General features: G+C 69.6%; 19 protein-coding genes. 13 read left to right on the top strand and 6 right to left on the bottom strand.

Annotation, left to right across the window (positions count from 1 at the left end; all coding sequences use genetic code 11):
- The first annotated feature begins 53 nt into the window (after positions 1-53).
- Positions 54-1,487 (top strand): sensor histidine kinase, encoded by a 1,434-nt coding sequence (locus AC1ROY_RS17390; RefSeq protein ID WP_493150118.1) that lies wholly within the window; start codon positions 54-56, stop codon positions 1,485-1,487.
- Between the two features lie 198 nt (positions 1,488-1,685).
- On the opposite strand, the gene AC1ROY_RS17385 is transcribed toward AC1ROY_RS17390, so the two are convergent.
- From AC1ROY_RS17385 to AC1ROY_RS17360, 6 genes are all read right to left on the bottom strand, one after another.
- Positions 1,686-2,567, bottom strand: a complete 882-nt coding sequence (locus AC1ROY_RS17385; RefSeq protein WP_493150117.1) for an isocitrate lyase/PEP mutase family protein — start codon at positions 2,565-2,567, stop codon at positions 1,686-1,688.
- Positions 2,564-3,052 (bottom strand): Rieske (2Fe-2S) protein, encoded by a 489-nt coding sequence (locus tag AC1ROY_RS17380; protein WP_493150116.1) that lies wholly within the window; start codon positions 3,050-3,052, stop codon positions 2,564-2,566. Before AC1ROY_RS17380 ends, AC1ROY_RS17385 begins: the two co-directional genes overlap by 4 nt.
- Positions 3,049-4,161, bottom strand: coding sequence for an amidohydrolase family protein (locus AC1ROY_RS17375; protein ID WP_493150115.1), 1,113 nt, complete (start codon positions 4,159-4,161; stop codon positions 3,049-3,051). Before AC1ROY_RS17375 ends, AC1ROY_RS17380 begins: the two co-directional genes overlap by 4 nt.
- Complete coding sequence (locus AC1ROY_RS17370) at positions 4,161-5,228, bottom strand: amidohydrolase family protein (protein WP_493150114.1); 1,068 nt, start codon at positions 5,226-5,228, stop codon at positions 4,161-4,163. The genes AC1ROY_RS17375 and AC1ROY_RS17370 overlap by 1 nt, the downstream gene beginning before the upstream one ends.
- Before the next feature lie 331 nt (positions 5,229-5,559).
- Positions 5,560-6,888, bottom strand: coding sequence for an LLM class flavin-dependent oxidoreductase (locus AC1ROY_RS17365; RefSeq protein ID WP_493150113.1), 1,329 nt, complete (start codon positions 6,886-6,888; stop codon positions 5,560-5,562).
- A 73-nt stretch (positions 6,889-6,961) separates the two neighbouring features.
- Positions 6,962-7,846 (bottom strand): alpha/beta fold hydrolase, encoded by an 885-nt coding sequence (locus tag AC1ROY_RS17360; RefSeq protein WP_493150112.1) that lies wholly within the window; start codon positions 7,844-7,846, stop codon positions 6,962-6,964.
- Between the two features lie 80 nt (positions 7,847-7,926).
- Here AC1ROY_RS17360 and atzD point away from each other — a divergent pair, with 80 nt between their 5' ends.
- From atzD to AC1ROY_RS17300, 12 genes are all read left to right on the top strand, one after another.
- Positions 7,927-9,045 (top strand): cyanuric acid amidohydrolase, encoded by a 1,119-nt coding sequence (gene atzD, locus AC1ROY_RS17355; RefSeq protein ID WP_493150111.1) that lies wholly within the window; start codon positions 7,927-7,929, stop codon positions 9,043-9,045.
- A 139-nt stretch (positions 9,046-9,184) separates the two neighbouring features.
- The gene (locus AC1ROY_RS17350; RefSeq protein WP_493150110.1) at positions 9,185-9,643 is read left to right on the top strand and encodes an SUF system Fe-S cluster assembly regulator; all 459 of its coding nucleotides are present in this window, start codon (positions 9,185-9,187) and stop codon (positions 9,641-9,643) included.
- A 17-nt stretch (positions 9,644-9,660) separates the two neighbouring features.
- Positions 9,661-11,115: a Fe-S cluster assembly protein SufB gene (gene sufB / locus AC1ROY_RS17345; RefSeq protein ID WP_493150109.1), complete on the top strand. Its 1,455-nt coding sequence runs from the start codon at positions 9,661-9,663 to the stop codon at positions 11,113-11,115.
- Positions 11,116-11,856, top strand: a complete 741-nt coding sequence (gene sufC / locus AC1ROY_RS17340; protein WP_493150108.1) for a Fe-S cluster assembly ATPase SufC — start codon at positions 11,116-11,118, stop codon at positions 11,854-11,856.
- The gene (gene sufD, locus AC1ROY_RS17335) at positions 11,853-13,133 is read left to right on the top strand and encodes a Fe-S cluster assembly protein SufD (RefSeq protein WP_493150107.1); all 1,281 of its coding nucleotides are present in this window, start codon (positions 11,853-11,855) and stop codon (positions 13,131-13,133) included. The genes sufC and sufD overlap by 4 nt, the downstream gene beginning before the upstream one ends.
- A gap of 2 nt (positions 13,134-13,135) precedes the next feature.
- Positions 13,136-14,383 (top strand): aminotransferase class V-fold PLP-dependent enzyme, encoded by a 1,248-nt coding sequence (locus AC1ROY_RS17330; RefSeq protein WP_493150106.1) that lies wholly within the window; start codon positions 13,136-13,138, stop codon positions 14,381-14,383.
- Entirely contained in the window at positions 14,380-14,835 is a 456-nt protein-coding gene (gene sufU / locus AC1ROY_RS17325) for a Fe-S cluster assembly sulfur transfer protein SufU (protein ID WP_493150105.1), read from the top strand. Before AC1ROY_RS17330 ends, sufU begins: the two co-directional genes overlap by 4 nt.
- On the top strand, positions 14,828-15,190 hold the full coding sequence (locus AC1ROY_RS17320; protein ID WP_493150104.1) for an SUF system Fe-S cluster assembly protein: 363 nt from the start codon (positions 14,828-14,830) through the stop codon (positions 15,188-15,190). The genes sufU and AC1ROY_RS17320 overlap by 8 nt, the downstream gene beginning before the upstream one ends.
- Positions 15,191-15,202: 12 nt before the next feature.
- On the top strand, positions 15,203-15,571 hold the full coding sequence (locus tag AC1ROY_RS17315) for a HesB/IscA family protein (RefSeq protein WP_493150103.1): 369 nt from the start codon (positions 15,203-15,205) through the stop codon (positions 15,569-15,571).
- Positions 15,572-15,810: 239 nt separating this feature from the next.
- Positions 15,811-16,719, top strand: coding sequence for an SDR family NAD(P)-dependent oxidoreductase (locus AC1ROY_RS17310; protein ID WP_493150102.1), 909 nt, complete (start codon positions 15,811-15,813; stop codon positions 16,717-16,719).
- 34 nt (positions 16,720-16,753) lie between these two features.
- Positions 16,754-18,790, top strand: a complete 2,037-nt coding sequence (locus AC1ROY_RS17305; protein WP_493150101.1) for an acetate--CoA ligase family protein — start codon at positions 16,754-16,756, stop codon at positions 18,788-18,790.
- Positions 18,787-19,602 (top strand): nitroreductase family protein, encoded by an 816-nt coding sequence (locus AC1ROY_RS17300; protein ID WP_493150100.1) that lies wholly within the window; start codon positions 18,787-18,789, stop codon positions 19,600-19,602. The genes AC1ROY_RS17305 and AC1ROY_RS17300 overlap by 4 nt, the downstream gene beginning before the upstream one ends.
- The last annotated feature ends 121 nt before the right edge of the window (positions 19,603-19,723 follow it).

Genomic DNA, 19,723 nt, shown 5'->3' with positions numbered 1-19,723 from the left:
GCCTTTTCAACCGCTGGTCTATGTTTTCAGCACCAGTGAGTCGCGGGGAAACCATGGGCAACCTGATTCGCAGCCTGTTCGAGCCGTCGGAGCTGACGCCGCATGGCTTCTGCCTGCTTTGGGAACCCGGGCTGATCTGGCTGCACACGGTCTCCGACGTGCTGATCGCGCTGTCCTACTTCTCGATCCCGCTGGCCATGATGGCCTTCCTGCGCAGCCGCCGCGACGTGGAGTTCGGCTGGGTCGTCTGGCTCTTCGCCGCCTTCATCCTGTTCTGCGGCACGACGCACGTCTTCTCCGTCCTGACGCTGTGGCAGCCCTATTACTGGCTGGAGGGCCTGGTGAAGGTCGCGACGGCGGCCGTCTCGCTGGTGACGGCGGTGCTGCTCTGGCCGCTGCTGCCCAAGGCGATCGCCCTGCCCTCGCCCGCGGCGCTGCGCGAGGCCAATGCGGCGCTGGAGCGCCAAGTGGCCGAGCGCAACACACTGGTCCGGGCCCTGGAGCGGCGCGAGGCGGAGCTGACGGAGCTCGCTGCCACGCTGGAGCGGCGCGTGGCCGAGCGGACGGAAAGCCTGGCCGCCGTGAACCGCCGCTTCGAAACCGCGCTCGCGGCCTCGGGCGTCACGGTCTTCACCCAGGACGAGGACCTGGTCTTCACCTGGATCAGCAAGGACGAGCTCGGCCGTCCCGCCAGCGACTTCATCGGCCGCACCGAGGCCGAGATCCTGCCCGAGCCGCCGCTCTCCCAGGTCGAGGCGCTGAAGCGCGGCGTGATCGCCACGGGCACCCCGGCCCGCGCCCAGGTGCAGGTGGGCGAGCAGTGGTTCGACCTGACCCTCGAGCCGCTGCGCGAGGGGCCCGGGCTGATCGGCGGCGCGGTGGACATCACCACGCAGAAGGCCAGCGAGGCGCGCATCCGCTTCCTGCACAACGAGGTGACCCACCGCGTGGGCAACCTGCTCGCGGTGGTGCAGGCCGTGCTGCGGCAGACGGCCAAGGGCACGGCCACGATCGAGGAGCTGGTCGAGCGCTTCTCCGAGCGCCTGCACTCGATGGCCCGGGCGCAGCAGCTGCTGGTGCGCGAGGGCGCGCAGCTCGCCACACTGGACGAGGTGGCGCGCTCGCAGCTCGCGCCCTATCACGAGGAGCAGATCGAGCTGGCGGGCCCCCCGGTGCCGCTGGAGAACGCGGCGGTGCTGCATATCGGGATGGCGCTGCACGAGCTGGCGACGAATGCGGCGAAGTACGGGGCGCTCTCGGTGCCCGGCGGCCGCGTGCGGCTGGCCTGGGAGAGGACGGAGACGGAGTGCCGGGTGTCCTGGCGGGAGTCGGGCGGGCCGCAGGTGCGGCCGAGCAGCCGGCGCGGCTTCGGACGCGACGTGATCGAATGGGCGGTCGCGCATGCGGTGGACGGCGCGGTCGAGCTGGCCTTCCCGGAGGGAGGCGTGACCTGGGATCTGCGGTTTCCGCTGCGGGCGCGGGCTTGAGGGGGCTTCGCCTCCTGTCCAGATCGGAGAGATGGTTGACGGGTGTCCGGAGACATCCCTGACGGTTTGGACTGCCGGATTTGGCTCGGTGACGTCGATCTCTCCGAGCCTGAATCGCATGAAGTGGAGGCTGAGGACGCCCTCGCATTCGGTGGGCCGCAGGGCGATGTCGAGCCCTGCAAAGGCCTGGTACAGGCCCTACTCCGCCGCCTTCGCCACCACCGGATCCCGGAAGCGCGTGCGCAGCGCGTCCCACTCATCGGCGCCCCAGCGCCGGAAGCGCTCGCGCACCGAGGGCACGCCCTTCGAGGAGGGCGGCGCGTCCGTCTCGCGCACCTGCCGCAGCACCTCGTCGCAGGCCATCATGATCGTGCTGAGCAGCAGGCTCGGCATGATGGTGAGACGATAGCCCATGGCCTCGGCCTCGCCCAGCGCCAGGTCGGGCGTCTTGCCGGCGCGCACCATGTTCAGCAGGCAGGGGCCGTTCACCAGCCTCGGAATGGCGGCGACCTCCTCCATCGAGCGCGCGGCCTCGACGAAGGCCATGTCGGCGCCGGCCTGCAGCGCGAGGTTGGCGCGCGCGATGGCCTCGTCCCAGCCGAGCACCGCGCCGGCATCGGTGCGGGCGATGATCAGGAAGTCGGGATCGCGGCGGGCGGCGACGGCGGCGCGGACCTTGGCGATGTACTCGTCTCGCGGGATCACCTCCTTGTCGTCGAGGTGGCCGCATTTCTTCGGGAAGACCTGGTCCTCCAGGTGCAGGCCCGCGAGGCCGGCGCGCTCGTATTCCCGGATGGTGCGGGTGACGTTGAGCTCGTTGCCGTAGCCCGTGTCGGCATCGGCGATGACGGGCACGGTCACGGAGCGGGCGATGACCTCGCCGTTCCCGGCCATCTCGGACAGGCTCAGCAGCCCGAAATCGGGAAAGCCGCGCGCGGCCGAGGTGCCGGCGCCGGTCATGTAGAGGGCGGGAAAGCCGGCCTGCTCGGAGAGCTTGGCGGTGATGCCGTCATAGACGCCGGGGGCACGGACCATGCGCGGCTCGGCCAGCAGTTCCCGGAGCTTGCGGGTGGGGGTCATTGTCGTTCCTCCTCTTGCTGTCCGGATGTTCCGCCTGCGGAGCGGTTCCGTCCAGCACCCATCTCGATGAGGACGTACTGGTCCTCCACCGAGACCGGGAAGGTCTCGGCGACATAGGGCCCTTCGGCCAGTTCCGCGCCGTCCTTGACGGTGACGGCATAGGCGCGCGCGCGGATGCTGTGCGGGTCGCAGTAGGACTGCCCCGTGCGGATGTCGAACTCCCAGCCGTGCCAGGGGCATTGCAGCATCTCGAAGGGTCGCGTGCGCTCGTAGGTCCCGGGCTCGCTGGAGCGGACCAGGCCGATCAGCCGGCCGCGGCACAGGCTGCCGCCCTCATGCGGGCAGGTGTTGCCGATGGCGAAGTACTCGCCGCCGACATGGAAGAGCGCGATCGGCCGGCCCTTCACCTCCACCAGCTTGCTGCCCCTGTCCGGGATCTCGCCCACCTTCGCGACGACGTGCCGCGTCATCACGGCCGCGCTCATGCCAGCAGGTCCCCGTAGATCGCCTGGGCGTTGCCGGCGAAGACGCCGTGCCGCTCCGCCTCGCTCATGCGGAGCTTGAAGACGTGGCGGGGGTCGTCCGAATCCCAGTGCGGGTAGTCCGAGGCGAAGACGATCCGGTCCCAGCCCATCCAGTCCAGCATCTGGCGCAGGTGCCAGGGCTTTTCGGGCTCCTCCATGGGCTGGGTGGTCCACCAGAAGTTGCGGCGCAGGTATTCGGAAGGCTTTTGCTTCAGATAGGGCACCTCGCCGCGGAAGCGGTCGAAGAGCCCGTCCATCCGCCAGCCCAGCGGCGCGGCCCAGGCGAAGCCGCCCTCGACCACGACGATCTTGAGCTCCGGCAGGTGCTCCAGCACGCCCTCCAGGATGAAGCTGGCCACCATGGCGTGCAGGCTCAGCGAGACCGCCTGGTGCTCCTCGAAGTAGAAGGAGGGCGGGCCGCCGCCCGTCACCGCATGGCCGTTGGTGCCGGAATTGTGCAGGCCGAGCGGAAAGCCGTGATGCGCGGCGGCCTCGTAGATGCGCCAGTAGCGGCGGCGGCCCAGCGGCTCGGTCGAGCGCGTCGCCATCGCGACCTGCGCGAAGCCCTTGATCCTGGCGCAGCGCTCGATCTCGGCGACCGCGCCGTCGGGGTCCTCGTCCATGACGGTGATGGTGGCCCGCAGGCGCGGCTCGGGCCCTGTCCACTCCGCGATCTGCCAGTCGTTGATGGCGCGGCAGACGGCATGGGCGCAGTCGATGTTCCGCTCGTCCAGCGCGCGCGGGAAGAGCGGGAAGAGCAGGCCGCGGTCGATGCCGTTCGCGTCCAGGTGCTGGCGCTGCATCATCGCGAGGTCGGAGCCGGGCGGGCTGCCGTCCTCAGGCCAGGCGTCGCGGCGGGCGAGCTGCGGCGTGGCCTTGGGATAGGGCGTGGAGGCCACGAAGGCCTGGCGGAAGCGCTGGCCATAGGCGTCGAGATGCTCGCGCCAGCGGGCGGGCATGTAGGGGTAGAGGCTCCTGAGGGACCGCACTGTGGGATGGATGTCGCAATCCACCAGGGTGATGGCGGCATCCTTCGGCTTCGCCGGTGCCTGCAGGGTCGAACTGCTCATCACGCGGTCTCCTTCAGGCGGGGATAGGTGGCCAGCGGCGTCTCGCGCAGGGCCTTGGCCAGCAGCGCGGGCGGCAGGCCGCGCGTGGGGTCGCCGCCGTCGAAGCGCCAGTGCGGGTAGTCGGTCGAGAAGAGGAAGATATCGTCGGCGCCGATCTGCTCGAGGAGCTGGTCGAGCTGAACAGGATCCTGCGGCAGGTCCCAGCTCTGCAGCGAGAAGCGCACGCGGTCGCGCACGATGGCGGCCGGCGAGGCGTCCACCCAGGGGATCTCCTTGCGCAGGCCGCGCCACATCTTGGTGCCGCGCCAGAAGAAGCTCGGCAGCCAGGAGATGCCGGATTCCAGCAGCACCACGCGCAGCGCCGGGAACTTGGTGAAGACGCCCTCGGCGATGAGGTTGAGGAGCTGACTCTGGAAGGTCTGGGCGAAGCTGACATGGTCCTCGTAGAGCGTGGAGGGCCAGCCATTGGCGGTGGGCGCATGACGCATGGCGCTGCCGGCGTGGATGGCGATGGGCAGGTCGTGCTTCTCGGCCGCCCTGTAGATGGGCCAATGCACGCGCTGGCCGAGCAGCGACTCATGCGCGCCCAGCACCAGTATCTGCACGAAGCGGCGGTCCGGCGCCCAGCGCTCGATCTCGTCCACCGCGAGCTCGACGTTCTGGAGGGGGATGACGATGGAGGCGCGGAGACGGTCGTCCCGGTCGAGCCATTCGGCCGCCATCCAGGCATTGGTCGCGCGGCAGATCGCGGCGCCGAGGTCGGCGCTGTACATGGCCGGCCCGCCATAAAGGCAGTTGAGGATGGCGCGGCTGATGCCGAAGGCATCGAGCGCCTGGGCCTGCATGTCGGCCAGCGTGGAGCCCGCCTTGCGGCCGGGGACGCGCCAGTCCGGGCGCGCGCTGACCGGCGCGTTGGGCGGGTAGTAGCTGAGGTCGAGCCCATCCACGCCGCGGGCGTCGATGACCTCCTGCCAATGCGCATCGAAATAAGGGAGCAGCGCCTTCATGCCGGGCACGGCGGGGTGGATGTCGCAGTCGATCAGGCCGGTGGCGGCGATGTGCCCCATCCGATGTCCTCCTGGAAGGCCGCCATTTGTCCGGGCCATTCCGGCGAGCCTAGGTCCCGCGGAGCCTCCAGGCAACATTGTGGTCTCGAGGCAGTGCGGGTGGCGTGCAAGGGGACTTCGTCCCCCTGCACCCCCTACCAAAGGCCGAGAGGCCTTTGGAAACCATGACTTATGGGAGTTTGGGAGAGGGCGCGGAGCAACCGCCGAACATGCGGTTGTGCGATGCCCTCTCCCAAACTCCCATGTACCGGGGTCCAGGGCCCACTGGCCCCTGGTGGGGGAGCGCGAGGGGGCGAAGCCCTCTCGCAGCCGCCCGTGCCGCCTCAGGCCCTCAATGCGCCGAGGGGGGCTCGCGCAGGCCGAGGTTCGCGCGCAGCGTCGTGCCCTCGTATTCCCTGCGGTACAGGCCGCGCTTCTGCAGGATCGGAATCACCTGGTCCACGAACTCGACCAGGCTGGGCGGCGAGAGCGCCGGCAGCACGTTGAAGCCATCGGCGGCGCCGGCCTCCATCCATTCCTGCATCGCGTCGGCGACCTGCTCGGGCGTGCCGACGACGACGTTGTGGGTGTTGCCGATGGCCGTGCGCTGGAAGAGCTGGCGGATGGACCAGTTGTTCTCGCGCGCGAGGTTCAGGATGATCTGCGCGCGGGTGGCGAGCTCCTTGTCCTTCCGGAGGTCGGGCACGGGGCCGTCGATGGGATAGTCGGACAGGTCGCCGAAGAGGGCGCTGAGGTAGCGCAGCCCCACATAGGGGTCGATCATCTCCTGCATCGCACGGAACTTGGCCTTGGCCTCCGTCTCGGTGCCGGCGATGACCGGCAGCAGGCCGGGCATGATCTTCATGTCGTCGGGCTGGCGGCCGTACTTGGCCATGCGCGCCTTGAGGCCAGCATAGAACTTCACCGCGCCCGGAAGCGTGGGCTGCACGGAATAGACGACGTCGGCGGTGCGGGCGGCGAGCTCCTGCCCCTCCTCCGAGGCGCCGGCCTGGATGATGATGGGCCGCCCCTGGACGGAGCGCGGCGTCCCGAGCGGACCGCGGACCCTGAAGTGCTTCCCCTCGTGGTTGAGCGTGCGGACCTTCTGGGGATCGAAGAGCAGGCCGCTCTGCCGATCGTAGAGATAGGCATCGGGCGCCATGCTGTCCCAGAGGCCGAGGACGACATCCACGAACTCCTCGGCGCGCTCGTAGCGCGAGGCCTTGGCCAGGATCGCCGAGGAGCCGAAGTTCATCGCCTCCTCGTCCTGGTAGGAGGTGACGACGTTCCAGGCCGCGCGCCCTTTGCTGAGCAGGTCGATGGAGGAGAAGGCGCGGGCGACGTGGAAGGGCACGCCGAAGGTGGTGGAGGCGGTGGCGGCGAGGCCGATGTTCGTCGTCATGGGCGCGAGGGCGGCGAGCAGGGTCAGCGGCTCGAAATTGCCGCCGCGGACGCTGCGGCCGCTGGCGCCCCTGGGCGTGTCGATCATCGAGAAGGTGACGAAGTCGGCCAGGAAGGCCATGTCGAAGAGGCCGCGCTCGGCGGTGCGCGTCAGGTTCAGGTAGAAGTCGAAGCTGCTGATTCCGTCGGGCGGGACATCCGGATGGAGCCAGGCGCTGTGGTGATAGCCGTGTCCTGCCATGGACAGGCCGAGCTTGATCTGCGGTCTCTTATCGCTCATTCGCTGGTCATCCGTCGCAACGCGCTCAGTCTGCGCCTGAAAGGCTTCGTCGTAAAGGTATTGAAGCTGCCGATCAGGGCCTGGCGGCGATGATCGCGCCGGAGAGGCTGGCCGGAATGCGGCTGCGCCAGGAGCCGCCGTCCACCGCCGTCACGAAGTCGAGCACCGCGCGGTTGAAGGCGTCGGGATCCTCGATGTTCATGGTGTGCCCGCATTTCGGCAGGACCACGAGCGCCGCGCCCGGGATGGTGCGCTTGAGGTAGAGAGCGGGCTCCAGCGTGGGGTCGTCCTCGTCGCCGGCGACGATCAGGGTCGGCGCCGCCATCTTCCGGAAGCCGGCCTCGAGCTCGAAGAGCGAGGGGCGCTCGCGCTGGACGCCCTGCATGGTCAGGGCGGACCCTTCGGTGGAATGGGCGGCGAGCTGCGCCTCGAACTCGGCGAAGCCGCGGGGGTCCTTCTCCTCGAAGACCAGGCGCGTCGGGCCATGCGCGTAGATGGTGGCGAATCTCTCCATGCCCATCTCGCGCAGCTTGGCGATGGAGGCGTCGATCTCGGCCTGGAACTGGACGCGCCTGGACGGCTCGGCGCCGTAGCCCACGCCGGCGGCGACGAGGCTGCGGGCCAGGTGCGGGTGCCGCAGGCCGAGATGCAGCGTGGCGAAGGCGCCCATGGAGAGGCCCACCACATGCGCCGGCGCCAGCTTCAGCGCGGTGATGACGGCGGCGATGTCGTCCGTCGCGCGGTCCTGGCTGTAGGCCCCGGGATCGGTCGGGATGCCGCTGGGAGAATAGCCGCGGGCGAAAAAGGCGACGCAGCGGTAACGGCGGGAGAAGAAGCGCATCTGCGGCTCCCAGGAGCGCGCATCGCCGGCGAATTCATGCACGAAGACCATCGGCGTGCCGGAGCCGGCCTCGATATAGCTGATATCGACGCCGTCGTCGGTGCGGATGCTCGGCATGCAGAACCCCCTCGGTGCCCTCGGAGATTGCGCCGGGCGACGGGGTGCGGCAAGGCGAGGAGGCCCCTGGAGCCACCGCCATGAAGACCACCCGCCGCGCTCTCGCCTTCCGCGTTCCCATGCGCGACCCGGGCGACGTCTCCGGCATCGTGGCGCTGTTCGACAGCGGCGTGCTGCGGCCGGAGGAGGTGGTGGCGATCCTCGGCAAGACCGAGGGCAATGGCTGCGTCAATGATTTCACGCGCGCCTATGCCACCAGCATGCTGTCCGCGACGCTCGGTGCCCGGATGGGGCTGCCGCCGGAGAGCGTGACGCATCGCGTGGCCCTGGTGATGTCGGGCGGGACGGAGGGCGGGCTCTCGCCGCATTTCCTGGTGCTGTCAGCGCGGGAGGAGGTCGGCGCGGGCACGGGCGCGCTGGCGCTCGGCGTCGGCTTCACGCCGGAGCTGCCGCCGGAGGCGATCGGCCGGATGGCGCAGGTGCGGGCCACCGCGGCGGCGGTCCGCATGGCCATGGGCGATGCCGGCATCACCGACCCGGCGGAGGTGCATTTCGTGCAGGTGAAGTGCCCGCTGATCACCTCAGCGCGGGTGGCGGAGGCGGCCTCGCGCGGGGAGAGCGTGGCCACGGCCGGGACCTATGCCTCGATGGGGCTCTCGCGCGGCGCCTCGGCGCTGGGGGTGGCGCTGGCCCTGGGCGAGATCGCGGAGGATGCGGTCACCGACGCCGCGATCGGCCGGGATTTTTCCCTGTTCTCCGGCCGGGCCAGCTGCTCCGCCGGGGTGGAGCTGCGGCATGGCGAGGTGGTCGTGATGGGCAACAGCCCCGCATGGGCGGGCGACCTGCGCATCGGCCACGACGTGATGCGGGATGCCATCGACCTGCCGGCGGTGCAGCGGGCGCTGGCCTCGGCGGGGCTGGCGGCCCCAGGGGAGGGCCTTGGCCAGCTCGGCGAGGCGGAGCGCGGCCGGCTGGTGGCGGTGCTGGCCAAGGCCGAAGCCTCCAGCACCGGCACCATCCGCGAGCTGCGGCACATCATGAACGACGACAGCGACATCCACTCCACCCGCCACGCCCGGGCCCTGGTGGGCGGGGTGATCGCGGGGGCCGTGGGGCGGACGGACCTCTTCGTCTCGGGCGGGGCCGAGCACCAGGGGCCGGATGGCGGCGGGCCCATCGCGGTGATCGCGACGCGGTAAGGCCGAGCCGCCCCGGAGGCGCGCCAGCCATGCCTTGTCGCAAAAGGTTTTTTTGCCGAAAAGCATGGCTCAGGGGGACTCAGCCCCTTCAAAGCGGACGCCATTGGTCCTATTTGAGGTGCATCGCAGGAGAACGGCGGTGCTGAAGCTCTCGAGATTGACCGACTACGCGGTGGTCGTGCTGTCCCGCATGGGGCAAAGCGACGCGCCGCTCCTCAGCGCCCCGGGGCTCGCGGCGCGGACCGGCCTGGCCGAGCCGACGGTCGCCAAGGTGCTGAAGATCCTCGCGCAATCCACCATCGTCGAGGGTCTCCGCGGCGCCCGCGGCGGCTACCGGCTGACCCGGCCGCTCACCGAGATCAAGCTGTCCGAGGTGATCGTGGCCTTCGATGGCCCGATCGCGCTGACCGCCTGCGTCGAGGGCGGCACCGGCGGGTGCGAGAGCGAGCACTGCTGCCCCGTCCGAGGCCGCTGGGATCCGGTGAACCGGGCCATCCGGGACGCGCTGGCGAACATCTCCGTCGCCGACCTTGCGGGAGGGGGCTGTCTCGGCGGATTCCTGCCCCTCCCCATCGACCACCATGTTGCCGCCAAGTAGAGTTGTAGGAGCGTCGTATGGGTGCCGTTGCAGAGACCCTCGAAACCGTCCAGGCCGCCAATGACGGCGGCTACAAATGGGGCTTCGAGACCGACATCGCGATGGACTTCGCGCCCAAGGGGCTGAACGAGGACATCGTCCGCTTCATCAGCGCGAAGAAGAACGAGCCGGAATGGCTGCTCGAATGGCGCCTCAAGGCCTATGCGATGTGGCTGAAGATGGAGGAGCCCGAATGGGCCGCCGTCACCTATCCGAAGATCGACTACCAGGACGCCTACTACTATGCGGCGCCGACCCAGAAGGCCGGGCCGAAGTCGCTGGACGAGGTCGATCCGGAGCTGCTGCGGACCTATGAGAAGCTCGGCATCCCCGTGCAGGAGCAGCAGCGGCTGCAGGGCATCGCCGTCGACATGGTGTTCGACAGCGTCTCGGTGGCGACCACCTTCAAGGACCGGCTGGCCAAGGAGGGGATCATCTTCTGCTCGATCTCCGAGGCGGTGCAGAACCATCCGGAGCTGGTGAAGCAGTATCTCGGTAGCGTGGTGCCGCAGGGCGACAACTACTTCGCCTGCCTGAACTCGGCCGTCTTCACGGATGGCAGCTTCGTCTTCATCCCCAAGGGCGTCCGCTGCCCGATGGAGCTGAGCACCTATTTCCGTATCAACGCGAAGAGCACGGGCCAGTTCGAGCGCACGCTGATCATCGCCGAGGCCGGCAGCCACGTCTCCTACCTGGAGGGCTGCACCGCGCCGATGCGCGACGAGAACCAGATGCACGCCGCCGTGGTCGAGCTCGTCGCGATGGACGATGCGACCATCAAGTACAGCACGGTGCAGAACTGGTACCCCGGCGATGCCGAGGGCAAGGGCGGCATCTACAACTTCGTGACCAAGCGCGGCGCCTGCCGCGGGGCGCGGAGCAAGATCTCCTGGACGCAGGTGGAGACCGGCTCGGCCATCACCTGGAAGTACCCGTCCTGCATGCTGCTCGGCGACGACAGCGTGGGCGAGTTCTACTCGGTGGCCATCACCAACAACCACCAGCAGGCCGATACCGGCACGAAGATGTGGCATGTGGGCAAGAACACCCGCTCGACCATCGTCTCGAAGGGCATCAGCGCGGGCCAAGGCCAGAACACCTATCGTGGGCTGGTGAAGATCAGCCCGAAGGCGACCGGCGCGCGCAACTTCACCCAGTGCGACAGCCTGCTGATCGGCGACCAGTGCGGCGCGCACACGGTGCCCTATATCGAGAACCGCTGCGCCACGGCGAAGGTGGAGCACGAGGCGACGACCTCGCGCATCGCCGAGGACCAGCTGTTCTATTGCCGCAGCCGCGGCCTGACGCAGGAAGAGGCGGTCGGCCTCATCGTGAACGGCTTCTGCCGGGAAGTGCTCAAGGAATTGCCGATGGAGTTCGCCGTGGAAGCCCAGAAGCTTCTGGCGATCTCGCTCGAAGGGAGTGTTGGCTAAGTGTTGAAGATCGAAGGCCTGACTGCGGAAATCGACGGAAAGCCCATCCTGAAGGGCATCGACCTCCACGTCCCCACGGGCGAGATCCACGCGATCATGGGCCCGAACGGCTCGGGCAAATCCACCCTCTCCTACGTGCTGAGCGGGCGCGAGGGCTATGAGATCACCGGCGGCTCCGCCACCTTCAACGGCATGGACCTGCTGTCGATGGAGCCGGAGGAGCGCGCGGCCTCGGGCCTCTTCCTCGCCTTCCAGTACCCGGTCGAGCTGCCGGGCGTGGGCAACGCCAACTTCCTCCGGACCGCCGTGAACGCCGTGCGCAAGCACAAGGGTGAGCCCGAGATCGACGCCATGCAGTTCCTCAAGCTGGCGCGCCAGAAGATCAAGGCGCTGCAGATGTCGGACGACATGCTGAAGCGCAACGTCAATGTCGGCTTCTCCGGCGGCGAGAAGAAGCGCAACGAGGTGCTGCAGATGGCCCTGCTGGAGCCGTCGCTGGCCATCCTCGACGAGACGGATTCCGGCCTCGACATCGACGCGCTGAAGATCGTCGCCGACGGCGTGAACGCCATGCGCGGCCCGAACTTCTCCGCCCTTGTCATCACCCACTACCAGCGCCTGCTGGACTACATCGTGCCCGACCGCGTGCATGTGCTGATCGGCGGGCGCATCGTGAAGTCCGGCGGGCCCGAGCTCGCGCTCGAGCTGGAGGCGGAGGGCTACGCGAAGGTGGCGGCATGAGCGCGCAGCCTTCCGGGACGCAGGCCTTCCTTGCGCGGTTCGACGGGCTGCGCGAGCACCTGCCGGGCCACCGGCTCCCCTGGCTCGCGGCGCAGCGTGACGCGGCGGCGGAGCTGTTCCGCGCCGCCGGCCTGCCGGGACGCCGCGTCGAGGCCTGGCGCTACACCGACCTCGCGCCCATCGCGCAGGCCGGCTTTTCCGAAGCGCTGACGCTGGCCGACGAGACCCCTGCCCTGCCGCCGAAGCGTGCGCCCTATCGCGCGGTCTTCATCGACGGGCGCTTCGCCGAAAACCTTTCCGTGCTGCCCGAGGGCTATCGCTGCGGCTCGCTCGCGGCCGGGCTCGGCGACGCCGAGGCCCTGCTCGGGACCATGGCGGAAAAGCTGCCGCTGGTGGCGCTGAACACCATGCTTTTCGAGGATGGGCTGCTGCTCGACCTCCCCGCCGGCCTGGACGGCGGCGCGCTGGAGCTGCTGAGCGTGGCGAGCCATGCCGGCCGCCCGATCGCCTTCCACCCGCGCCATCTGATCCACATCGGCGACGGCGCCTCGCTCACGCTGATCGAGACCAGCATCGGCCCGGCCGAGGCGGCCTATCTGCACAACCCGGTCTTCGAGATCGCGGTTGGCGCCAGCGCCACGCTCTCCCATATCCGCATCCAGCGCGAGGGGCGCGCGGGCTTTCAGCTCTCCACGGTGCAGGCCGCGGTGCAGGCGGGCGGGACCTACGACAACTTCACGCTGAATGCCGGCGCCAAGCTGGTGCGCAACGAGATCCACGCGGTGCTGCTCGGCCCCAAGGCCGCCTGCCACATGAACGGCGCGCAGCTCGCGGGCGACGGCCAGCACGCGGATACGACGACCTTCCTCGACCATGCGGCGCCCGACTGCGCGAGCCGCCAGACCTACAAGACGGTCCTCGCCGGCAAGTCCCGCGGCGTATTTCAAGGAAAAATCCTGGTCCGCCAGGTGGCGCAGCGCACCGACGGCTACCAGATGAACCAAGCCCTCCTCCTTTCCGAGGAGGCCGAGATCGACGCCAAGCCGCAGCTCGAGATCTACGCCGACGACGTGAAGTGCAGCCACGGCGCCACCGTCGGCGCGCTGGACGAGGCGCAGCTCTTCTATCTCCGCGCCCGCGGCATCCCCGCCGAGCAGGCCCGCGCCATGCTGGTGCAGGCCTTCCTGGTGGAAGCCGTCGAGGGCGTCACGAACCCCATCGCCCAGGCCGCCCTGGCCGAGGCGACTGAGGGCTGGTGGGAACGCGAGGCCGCCTGAACATGGACACGATCATCACGCCAACCTTCGACATCGAGCGCATTCGCCAGGATTTCCCGATCCTGTCGACGAAGGTGCACGGCAAGCCGCTGACCTTCCTGGACAGCGGCGCGTCGGCCCAGAAGCCGCGCGCGGTGATCGATGCGATGGTCCGGGCGATGGAGACCGCCTACGCCAACGTCCATCGCGGCGCCTACCACCTCAGTGAGGCCGCGACGGAATCCTACGAGGCCGCGCGCGTCGCGACGCAGCGCTTCCTCGGCGCGGCCGAGGCGGAGGAGATCGTCTTCACCTCCAACAGCACGGCGGCGATCAACCTCGTCGCCCACAGCTACGGGCGCGGGATGATGCAGCCCGGCCAGTTCGTGCTGACCTCCGAGATGGAGCACCATGCCAACATGGTGCCCTGGCAGATGCTGCGCGACGAGAATCGCGGCATCGGCCTGCGCTACGTCCGTGTCACCGAGCGCGGCGAGCTGGACCTCAAGGACCTCGCGGCCAAGCTCGCGGACGGCAAGGTCGGGCTGGTCGCGGTCACGCACATGTCCAACGTGCTGGGCACGGTGACGCCGGCCGCGCAGATCGCCCGCATGGCGCATGAGGCGGGCGCGAAAGTGCTCTTCGACGGCAGCCAGGCCGCCGTGCACCGCCATGTGGACGTGACGGCGATCGACGCCGATTTCTACGTCTTCACCGGCCACAAGCTCTACGGCCCCACCGGCATCGGCGTGCTCTACGGCAAGCGCAAGCTGCTCGACGCCATGCCCCCCTTCATGGGCGGCGGCGACATGATCGAGACCGTGACGCTGGAACGCACCACCTACGCCGCCTCGCCGGCGCGCTTCGAGGCCGGCACACCGCCGATCATCGAGGCGGTCGGCCTCCATGCGGCGATCGACTACGTCACCAACATCGGCATGGGCGCCATCGAGGCGCATGAGCGCGCGCTGGTGGACCACGCCATGGCCGTGCTGCCGCATGTCGAGGGGCTGACGCTGATCGGCGGCGCGCAGGACCGCGGCGGCGTCTTCGCCTTCGCACTGGACGGCGTGCATCCGCACGACCTCTCCACCTTCCTCGACCGCCACGGCATCGCGGTGCGCGCCGGCCGGCACTGCGCCGAGCCGCTGCACACGCGCTTCGGCGTGGAGGGCGGTACGACGCGCGCCTCCTTCGGCCTCTACACGACGCCGGAGGAGATCGATCTGCTTGCGCAGAAGCTCACGGAGGCGCGACGCTTCTTCGCATGAACGACACGGCCGACATCGCGGATCTCTACTCGAAGACGCTGCGTGAGCTCGCGCGCGATCCCGCGCACAAGGGCAAGCCCGAGGCCTTCGACGCCACCGCCCGCGGCGACAACCCGATGTGCGGCGACCGCGTGGACATCTATGTCAGCCTCGATGGCGAGCGCATCCGCGAGGCGCGCCACGTCGCGCGCGGCTGCGAGATCTGCCAGGCCAGCGCCTCCCTGCTGGCGGAGCTGGTGCCGGGCAAGACGCATGCGGAAACCCACGCGCTTGGCCGGCGCGCCGGCGAGATCGCGAAATCGGGCACCGGCGATGACAGCAGCGAGGAACTTCGCCGCTTGTCGATCTTCGCCGTCGTGCACAAGTTCCCCAGCAGGGTGAAGTGCGTGACCCTGGCCTGGAATGCGCTGGACGCCGCCTTGTCCGGCGTGAAGGAGACGAGCAGTGAGTGAACCGGCCACCCAGAATCACGGAAGCTGGACTCCCGAGGGCGAGGCGCTTCCTGCCGTCAGCGAGGAAGGCGTGATCGCCGCCCTCAAGACCGTCTTCGACCCGGAGATCCCCGTCGACGTCTACGAGCTCGGCCTGATCTACGCCATCGAGCTCGAGGATAGCGGCAAGGTGAAGGTGGAGATGACGCTGACCACCCCCTCCTGCCCCTCTGCCCAGGAGCTGCCGGGCATGGCCGAGGAGGCCATCCGCCAGGTCCCCGGCGTCACGGATTGCCAGGTCGAGATCGTCTGGGATCCGCCCTGGGACCAGTCGCGCATGAGCGAAGACGCGCGCCTCGCGTTGAACATGTACTGAGGAGACACGCGAATGAGCACCACGTCAGCCGCCCCCCGCGTGAAGCGCGAGCTGCCGCCCCTGATGAGCGTCTCCGACAGCGCCGCCGAGCGCCTGCGCGCGCTCTATGCCAAGGCCGAGGCCGGCAAGCTCCTGCATATCGGCGTGAAGACCAAGGGCTGCTCCGGCCTCGCCTACGATCTCAGCTTCGTGGATGCGCCGGCGCCCAGCGACGAGCGCGTGACGGACAAGGGCATCACCATCCTGGTCGACCGCAAGGCCAGCCTCTACCTCATCGGCACGATGATGGACTACGAGGTGAAGGCGATGAGCGCGGGCTTCACCTTCGTGAACCCGAACGAGAAGGGCCGCTGCGGCTGCGGCGAGAGCTTCCACGTCTGAGCTTCGCTCAGACGTTTGTTTTTGCGCCCTCAAGCGCCGGGCGGTTGCGTCCGCGGCCTTGGCTTCGCCGCGTCACTGAAGCACCCGGCCGCTGAGTCGAGTGGGCGGCGTCGGCGGCTTCGCGGCCGAATTCTCTGAAGGCGTTCGAGACCTTGCGCCGCGAGGGCCCTGCCCGGCTTCACGCCCCCGCTTCCCCGGCCTAACCTCCCGACCGACCAATCGGTAGGAGGAATCGCCGCATGATGCTCAAGGACAAAGTCGCCGTCGTCACCGGAGCCGGTGGCGGAATCGGGCGCGAGATCGCCATCGCCATGGCCGATGCCGGCGCCAAGGTGGTCATCAACGACATCGGCGCCTCCCTCGGCGGCGAGGGCTTCTCCACCACCCCGGCCGAGCAGACCAAGGCCATCATCGAGCAGAAGGGCGGCCAGGCCGTCATCAGCACCGAGAGCGTGGCGGAGTGGGAGAAGGCCAAGGCCATCGTCCAGACGGCGATCGACGCCTTCGGCCGCATCGACATCGTGGTGAACAACGCGGGCATCCTGCGCGACCAGATCTTCCATCGCATGACGCCGGAAGAGTGGCTGGCCGTCATCAACGTCCATCTCAACGGCAGCTTCTTCGTCAGCCGCGCCGCCGCCGAGCATTTCCGCAAGCAGGAGAGCGGCAGCTTCGTCCACATCACCAGCACCTCCGGCCTCATCGGCAATTTCGGGCAGGCGAACTACTCCGCCGCCAAGCTCGGCATCGTGGCGCTGTCCAAGTCCATCGCGCTCGACATGAAGCGCTACAACGTGCGCTCCAACTGCCTCGCGCCCTTCGCCTGGTCGCGCATGACCAGCTCCATCCCCGCCGAGACGCCGGAGCAGAAGGCGCGCGTCGAGCGCATCATGCAGATGGGCCCGGAGAAGAACGCGCCGCTGGCCGTCTTCCTTGCCTCGGACGCCGCGAAGGAGGTCACCGGCCAGATTTTCGCCCCGCGCATGCACGAGCTCTTCCTGTTCAGCCAGAACCGGCCGATCCGCTCGGTGCACAGCGACAGCGGCTGGACGCCGGAGAAGATCGCCGAGATCGCCCTGCCCGCCTTCCGCTCGAGCTTCGTGCCGATGGAACGCTCGGGCGACGTGTTCAGCTGGGATCCGGTCTGAGCGTGATCGGGGTCCCGATGCAGCGTCCCTCGCCATGAGGGCGCTGCTCGCGCCCTCCAGCATCGCGCTGATCGGCGCGTCGGGCGATCCGGCGCGCCTCACCGCGCGGGCGCAGATCTACCTGCGCAAGCACGGCTATGCCGGTGCGCTCTATCCCGTGAATCCGCGCTCGCCGGAGGTGCTGGGCGAGAAGGCCTACGCCCGCGTCGAGGACATCCCGGCGGAGATCGACTTCGCCTATATCCTGCTCGGCACGGAGCAGGTGGAAGCGCAGATCGCGGCGGTCGCGGCCAAGGGTGCCAAGGTCGCCTGCATCCTGGCCGACGGCTTCGCGGAGGCCGGCCCCGAGGGCCAGGCCCTGCAGGACCGTTGCCTCGCGGCGGCGAAGGCGGCCGGGCTGCGGCTGCTCGGGCCCAACTCCATGGGCATCATCAACATCCCCCGGAAGATCGCCGCCAGCGTGAACGCGGCGCTGGAGGCGGAGACGCTGCCGCTCGGCCGCCTCGCGCTGGTGAGCCAGTCGGGCTCCATGCTGGGCGCCATCATGGGCCGCGGGGCCGCGCGCGGGCTCGGCTTCAGCCACATGATCGCGACGGGTAACGAGGCCGACCTCACCGCCGGCGAGATCGCGACGATGCTGGTGCAGGATCCCGGCGTCGATGCGGTGATGCTCTTCCTGGAGGCCATCCGCGCGCCGGAGCACTACGCCGAGGCCGCGCGGCTCGCGCATGCGGCGGGCAAGCCGATCGTCGCCTTCAAGCTCGGCCGCTCCAGCTTCGGCGCGGAGCTGGCGACCAGCCACACCGGCGCGCTCGCGGGCAGCGATGCCGCCGCGGAGGCCTTCTTCCGCGCCAACGGCATCCTGCGCGCGACCATGCTCGAAAGTTTCCTGGAGCTTCCCGCGCTGGTGCTGGGCCGCAGGCCGCTCGCCAAGCCGCACCGCGCCGTCTCGGTGCTCACCACGACCGGCGGCGGCGGCGCCATGGCCGTGGACGCGCTGGGCGTGGCCGGCATCGAGGCGCGCGTGCCCGATGCGGCGGCTGCGGCGAAGCTCCACGACATCGGCATGAAGGCGCATGGCCGCCTGCTCGACATGACGCTGGCCGGCACGAAGCCCGAGCGCATCGAGGCCGCGATCACGGCGCTGGCCGCGGCGCAGGACACGGACGCGGTCATCCCCGTCATCGGCTCGTCCGCGCAGTTCCGCCCCGCCGATGCGGTCGCCGGCATCCTGCGCGGCCGCGACGCGGTGGGCGGGCAGAAATTGGTCGCCGCCTTCCTGGTGCCGCAGGCCGACGCCTCGCTGCGCCTGCTGGCCGAGGCCGGCATCCCCGGCTTCCGCACGCCGGAGAGCTTGGCAGATGCGATGCGCGCCTTCCTCGACTGGCGCGCGCCCGTCCCGCCGGACATCTCGGTGCCGCCCTTCTTCGATCTGTCCGAGGCGCCGGACGAGGCCGATGCGCGCAACCTCTTCGCCGCGCTGGGCCTCGCGACGCCCTATGCCTACATGGCGGGCGCCGCCGACATCCCGGCCGATGCGGTCTACCCGGTCGCGCTGAAGATTCTCTCGCCGGACATCGCCCACAAGACGGAGATGGGCGGCGTCGCGCTCAACATCCCCGACGCGGACGCGCTGAGCGAGGCCGCGGCGAAGATGGAGGCCCGCGTGAAGGTCGCCGCCCCCGAGGCACGGCTCACCGGCTTCCTCGTGCAGACCATGGCGCGCGGCCTCTCCGAGGTCATCCTCGGCTTCCGCCGCGATCCCTCGGTCGGCCCGATCGTCCTGCTCGGCGCCGGCGGCGTCCTCGCCGAGCTGCACCGCGACGTCGCCCTTCGCCTCGCCCCCATCGACGAGGCCGGCGCGCGCGAGATGATCGCCGAGGTCCGCGCGCTCCGCGTCGTCGAGGGCTGGCGCGGCCTGCCGCGCGGCGATGTCGAGGCGCTGGCGGCGGCCATCGTCGCCGTCTCGCGGCTGGCGACGATGCCCGGCATCGCCGAGGCCGAGATCAATCCCTTGATGATCCACGAGAGCGGCGTCACCGTCGCCGATGCCTGGGTGGTGCGCGCATGACCGATCCCCGTCCTCTGATCGAGGCGCGCTTCGGCCACCTCCCCTTCGAGCCGCCGGCGGACGTCCCGCCGGCGCTGGCCGCGATCCTCGATCGCCGCGTGACCCGCCGCTACAGGCCCGACGCGATTCCCGAGCCGCTGCTGTCCACCATCCTCGCCGCCGCGCAATCGGCGCCGAGCAAGAGCGACATGCAGCAGCTCTCCATCGTCGTGCTCGAGGACAAGAATCGCATCGCCGCCGTCGCCGACTGGATCGGCACCATGCCCTGGATCAAGGACGCGCCCGTCCTGCTGATCTTCTGCGCCGACATCCGCCGCAACCGCGACATCACCGCTCGCGCCGGCCGCGAGCACGCGAACGACAACCTCGACACCATCCTCAACGCGACCGTGGATTCCGCGCTCGCCATGGGCATGACCATCGCCGCCGCAGACGCCGCGGGCCTCGGCACCTGCCCCATCAGCTACGTGCGCAACCACCTGGAGAAGGTCGGACCGCTGCTCTCGCTGCCCAAGGGCGTCTTCCCGATCGCCGGCCTGACCCTCGGCTGGCCCTCCGCGCGCAACGAGCCCAGCGCGCGGCTGCCGCCCTCCGTCGTGATCCACCGCGACCGCTACTCGACCGAAGGCGAGGCCGAAGCCCTCGCGGCCTACGACGCTCGCCGCGAGAAGGCGAAGCCGCGCTACCCGGAAGTGCACGGACCCGCGCCCGAAGGCTGCAGCTGGACCGACAACGTGGCGCGGCAGCTCTCCGTGCCAGAGCGCGCGGGCTTCCGGGCCTGGCTCAGATCGCGCGGCTTCGCGCTTGATTGACAAGCCAAAGCGGGGCGCCGCCGCGCACCCCGCTGGGGTCCATGGCGGACCCCAGACCCCGCCGCAACAGGACGACAACCCCGGGGGCGCCGATCAGGGGGGGCGGAAGCCCAAAAGGGCC

The sequence above is a fragment of the Roseococcus sp. GW821-FHT12F05 genome (assembly GCF_058806835.1).
The sequence above is the reverse complement of the archived record's forward strand: the minus strand, read 5'-3'. Positions and strand labels throughout refer to the sequence as shown.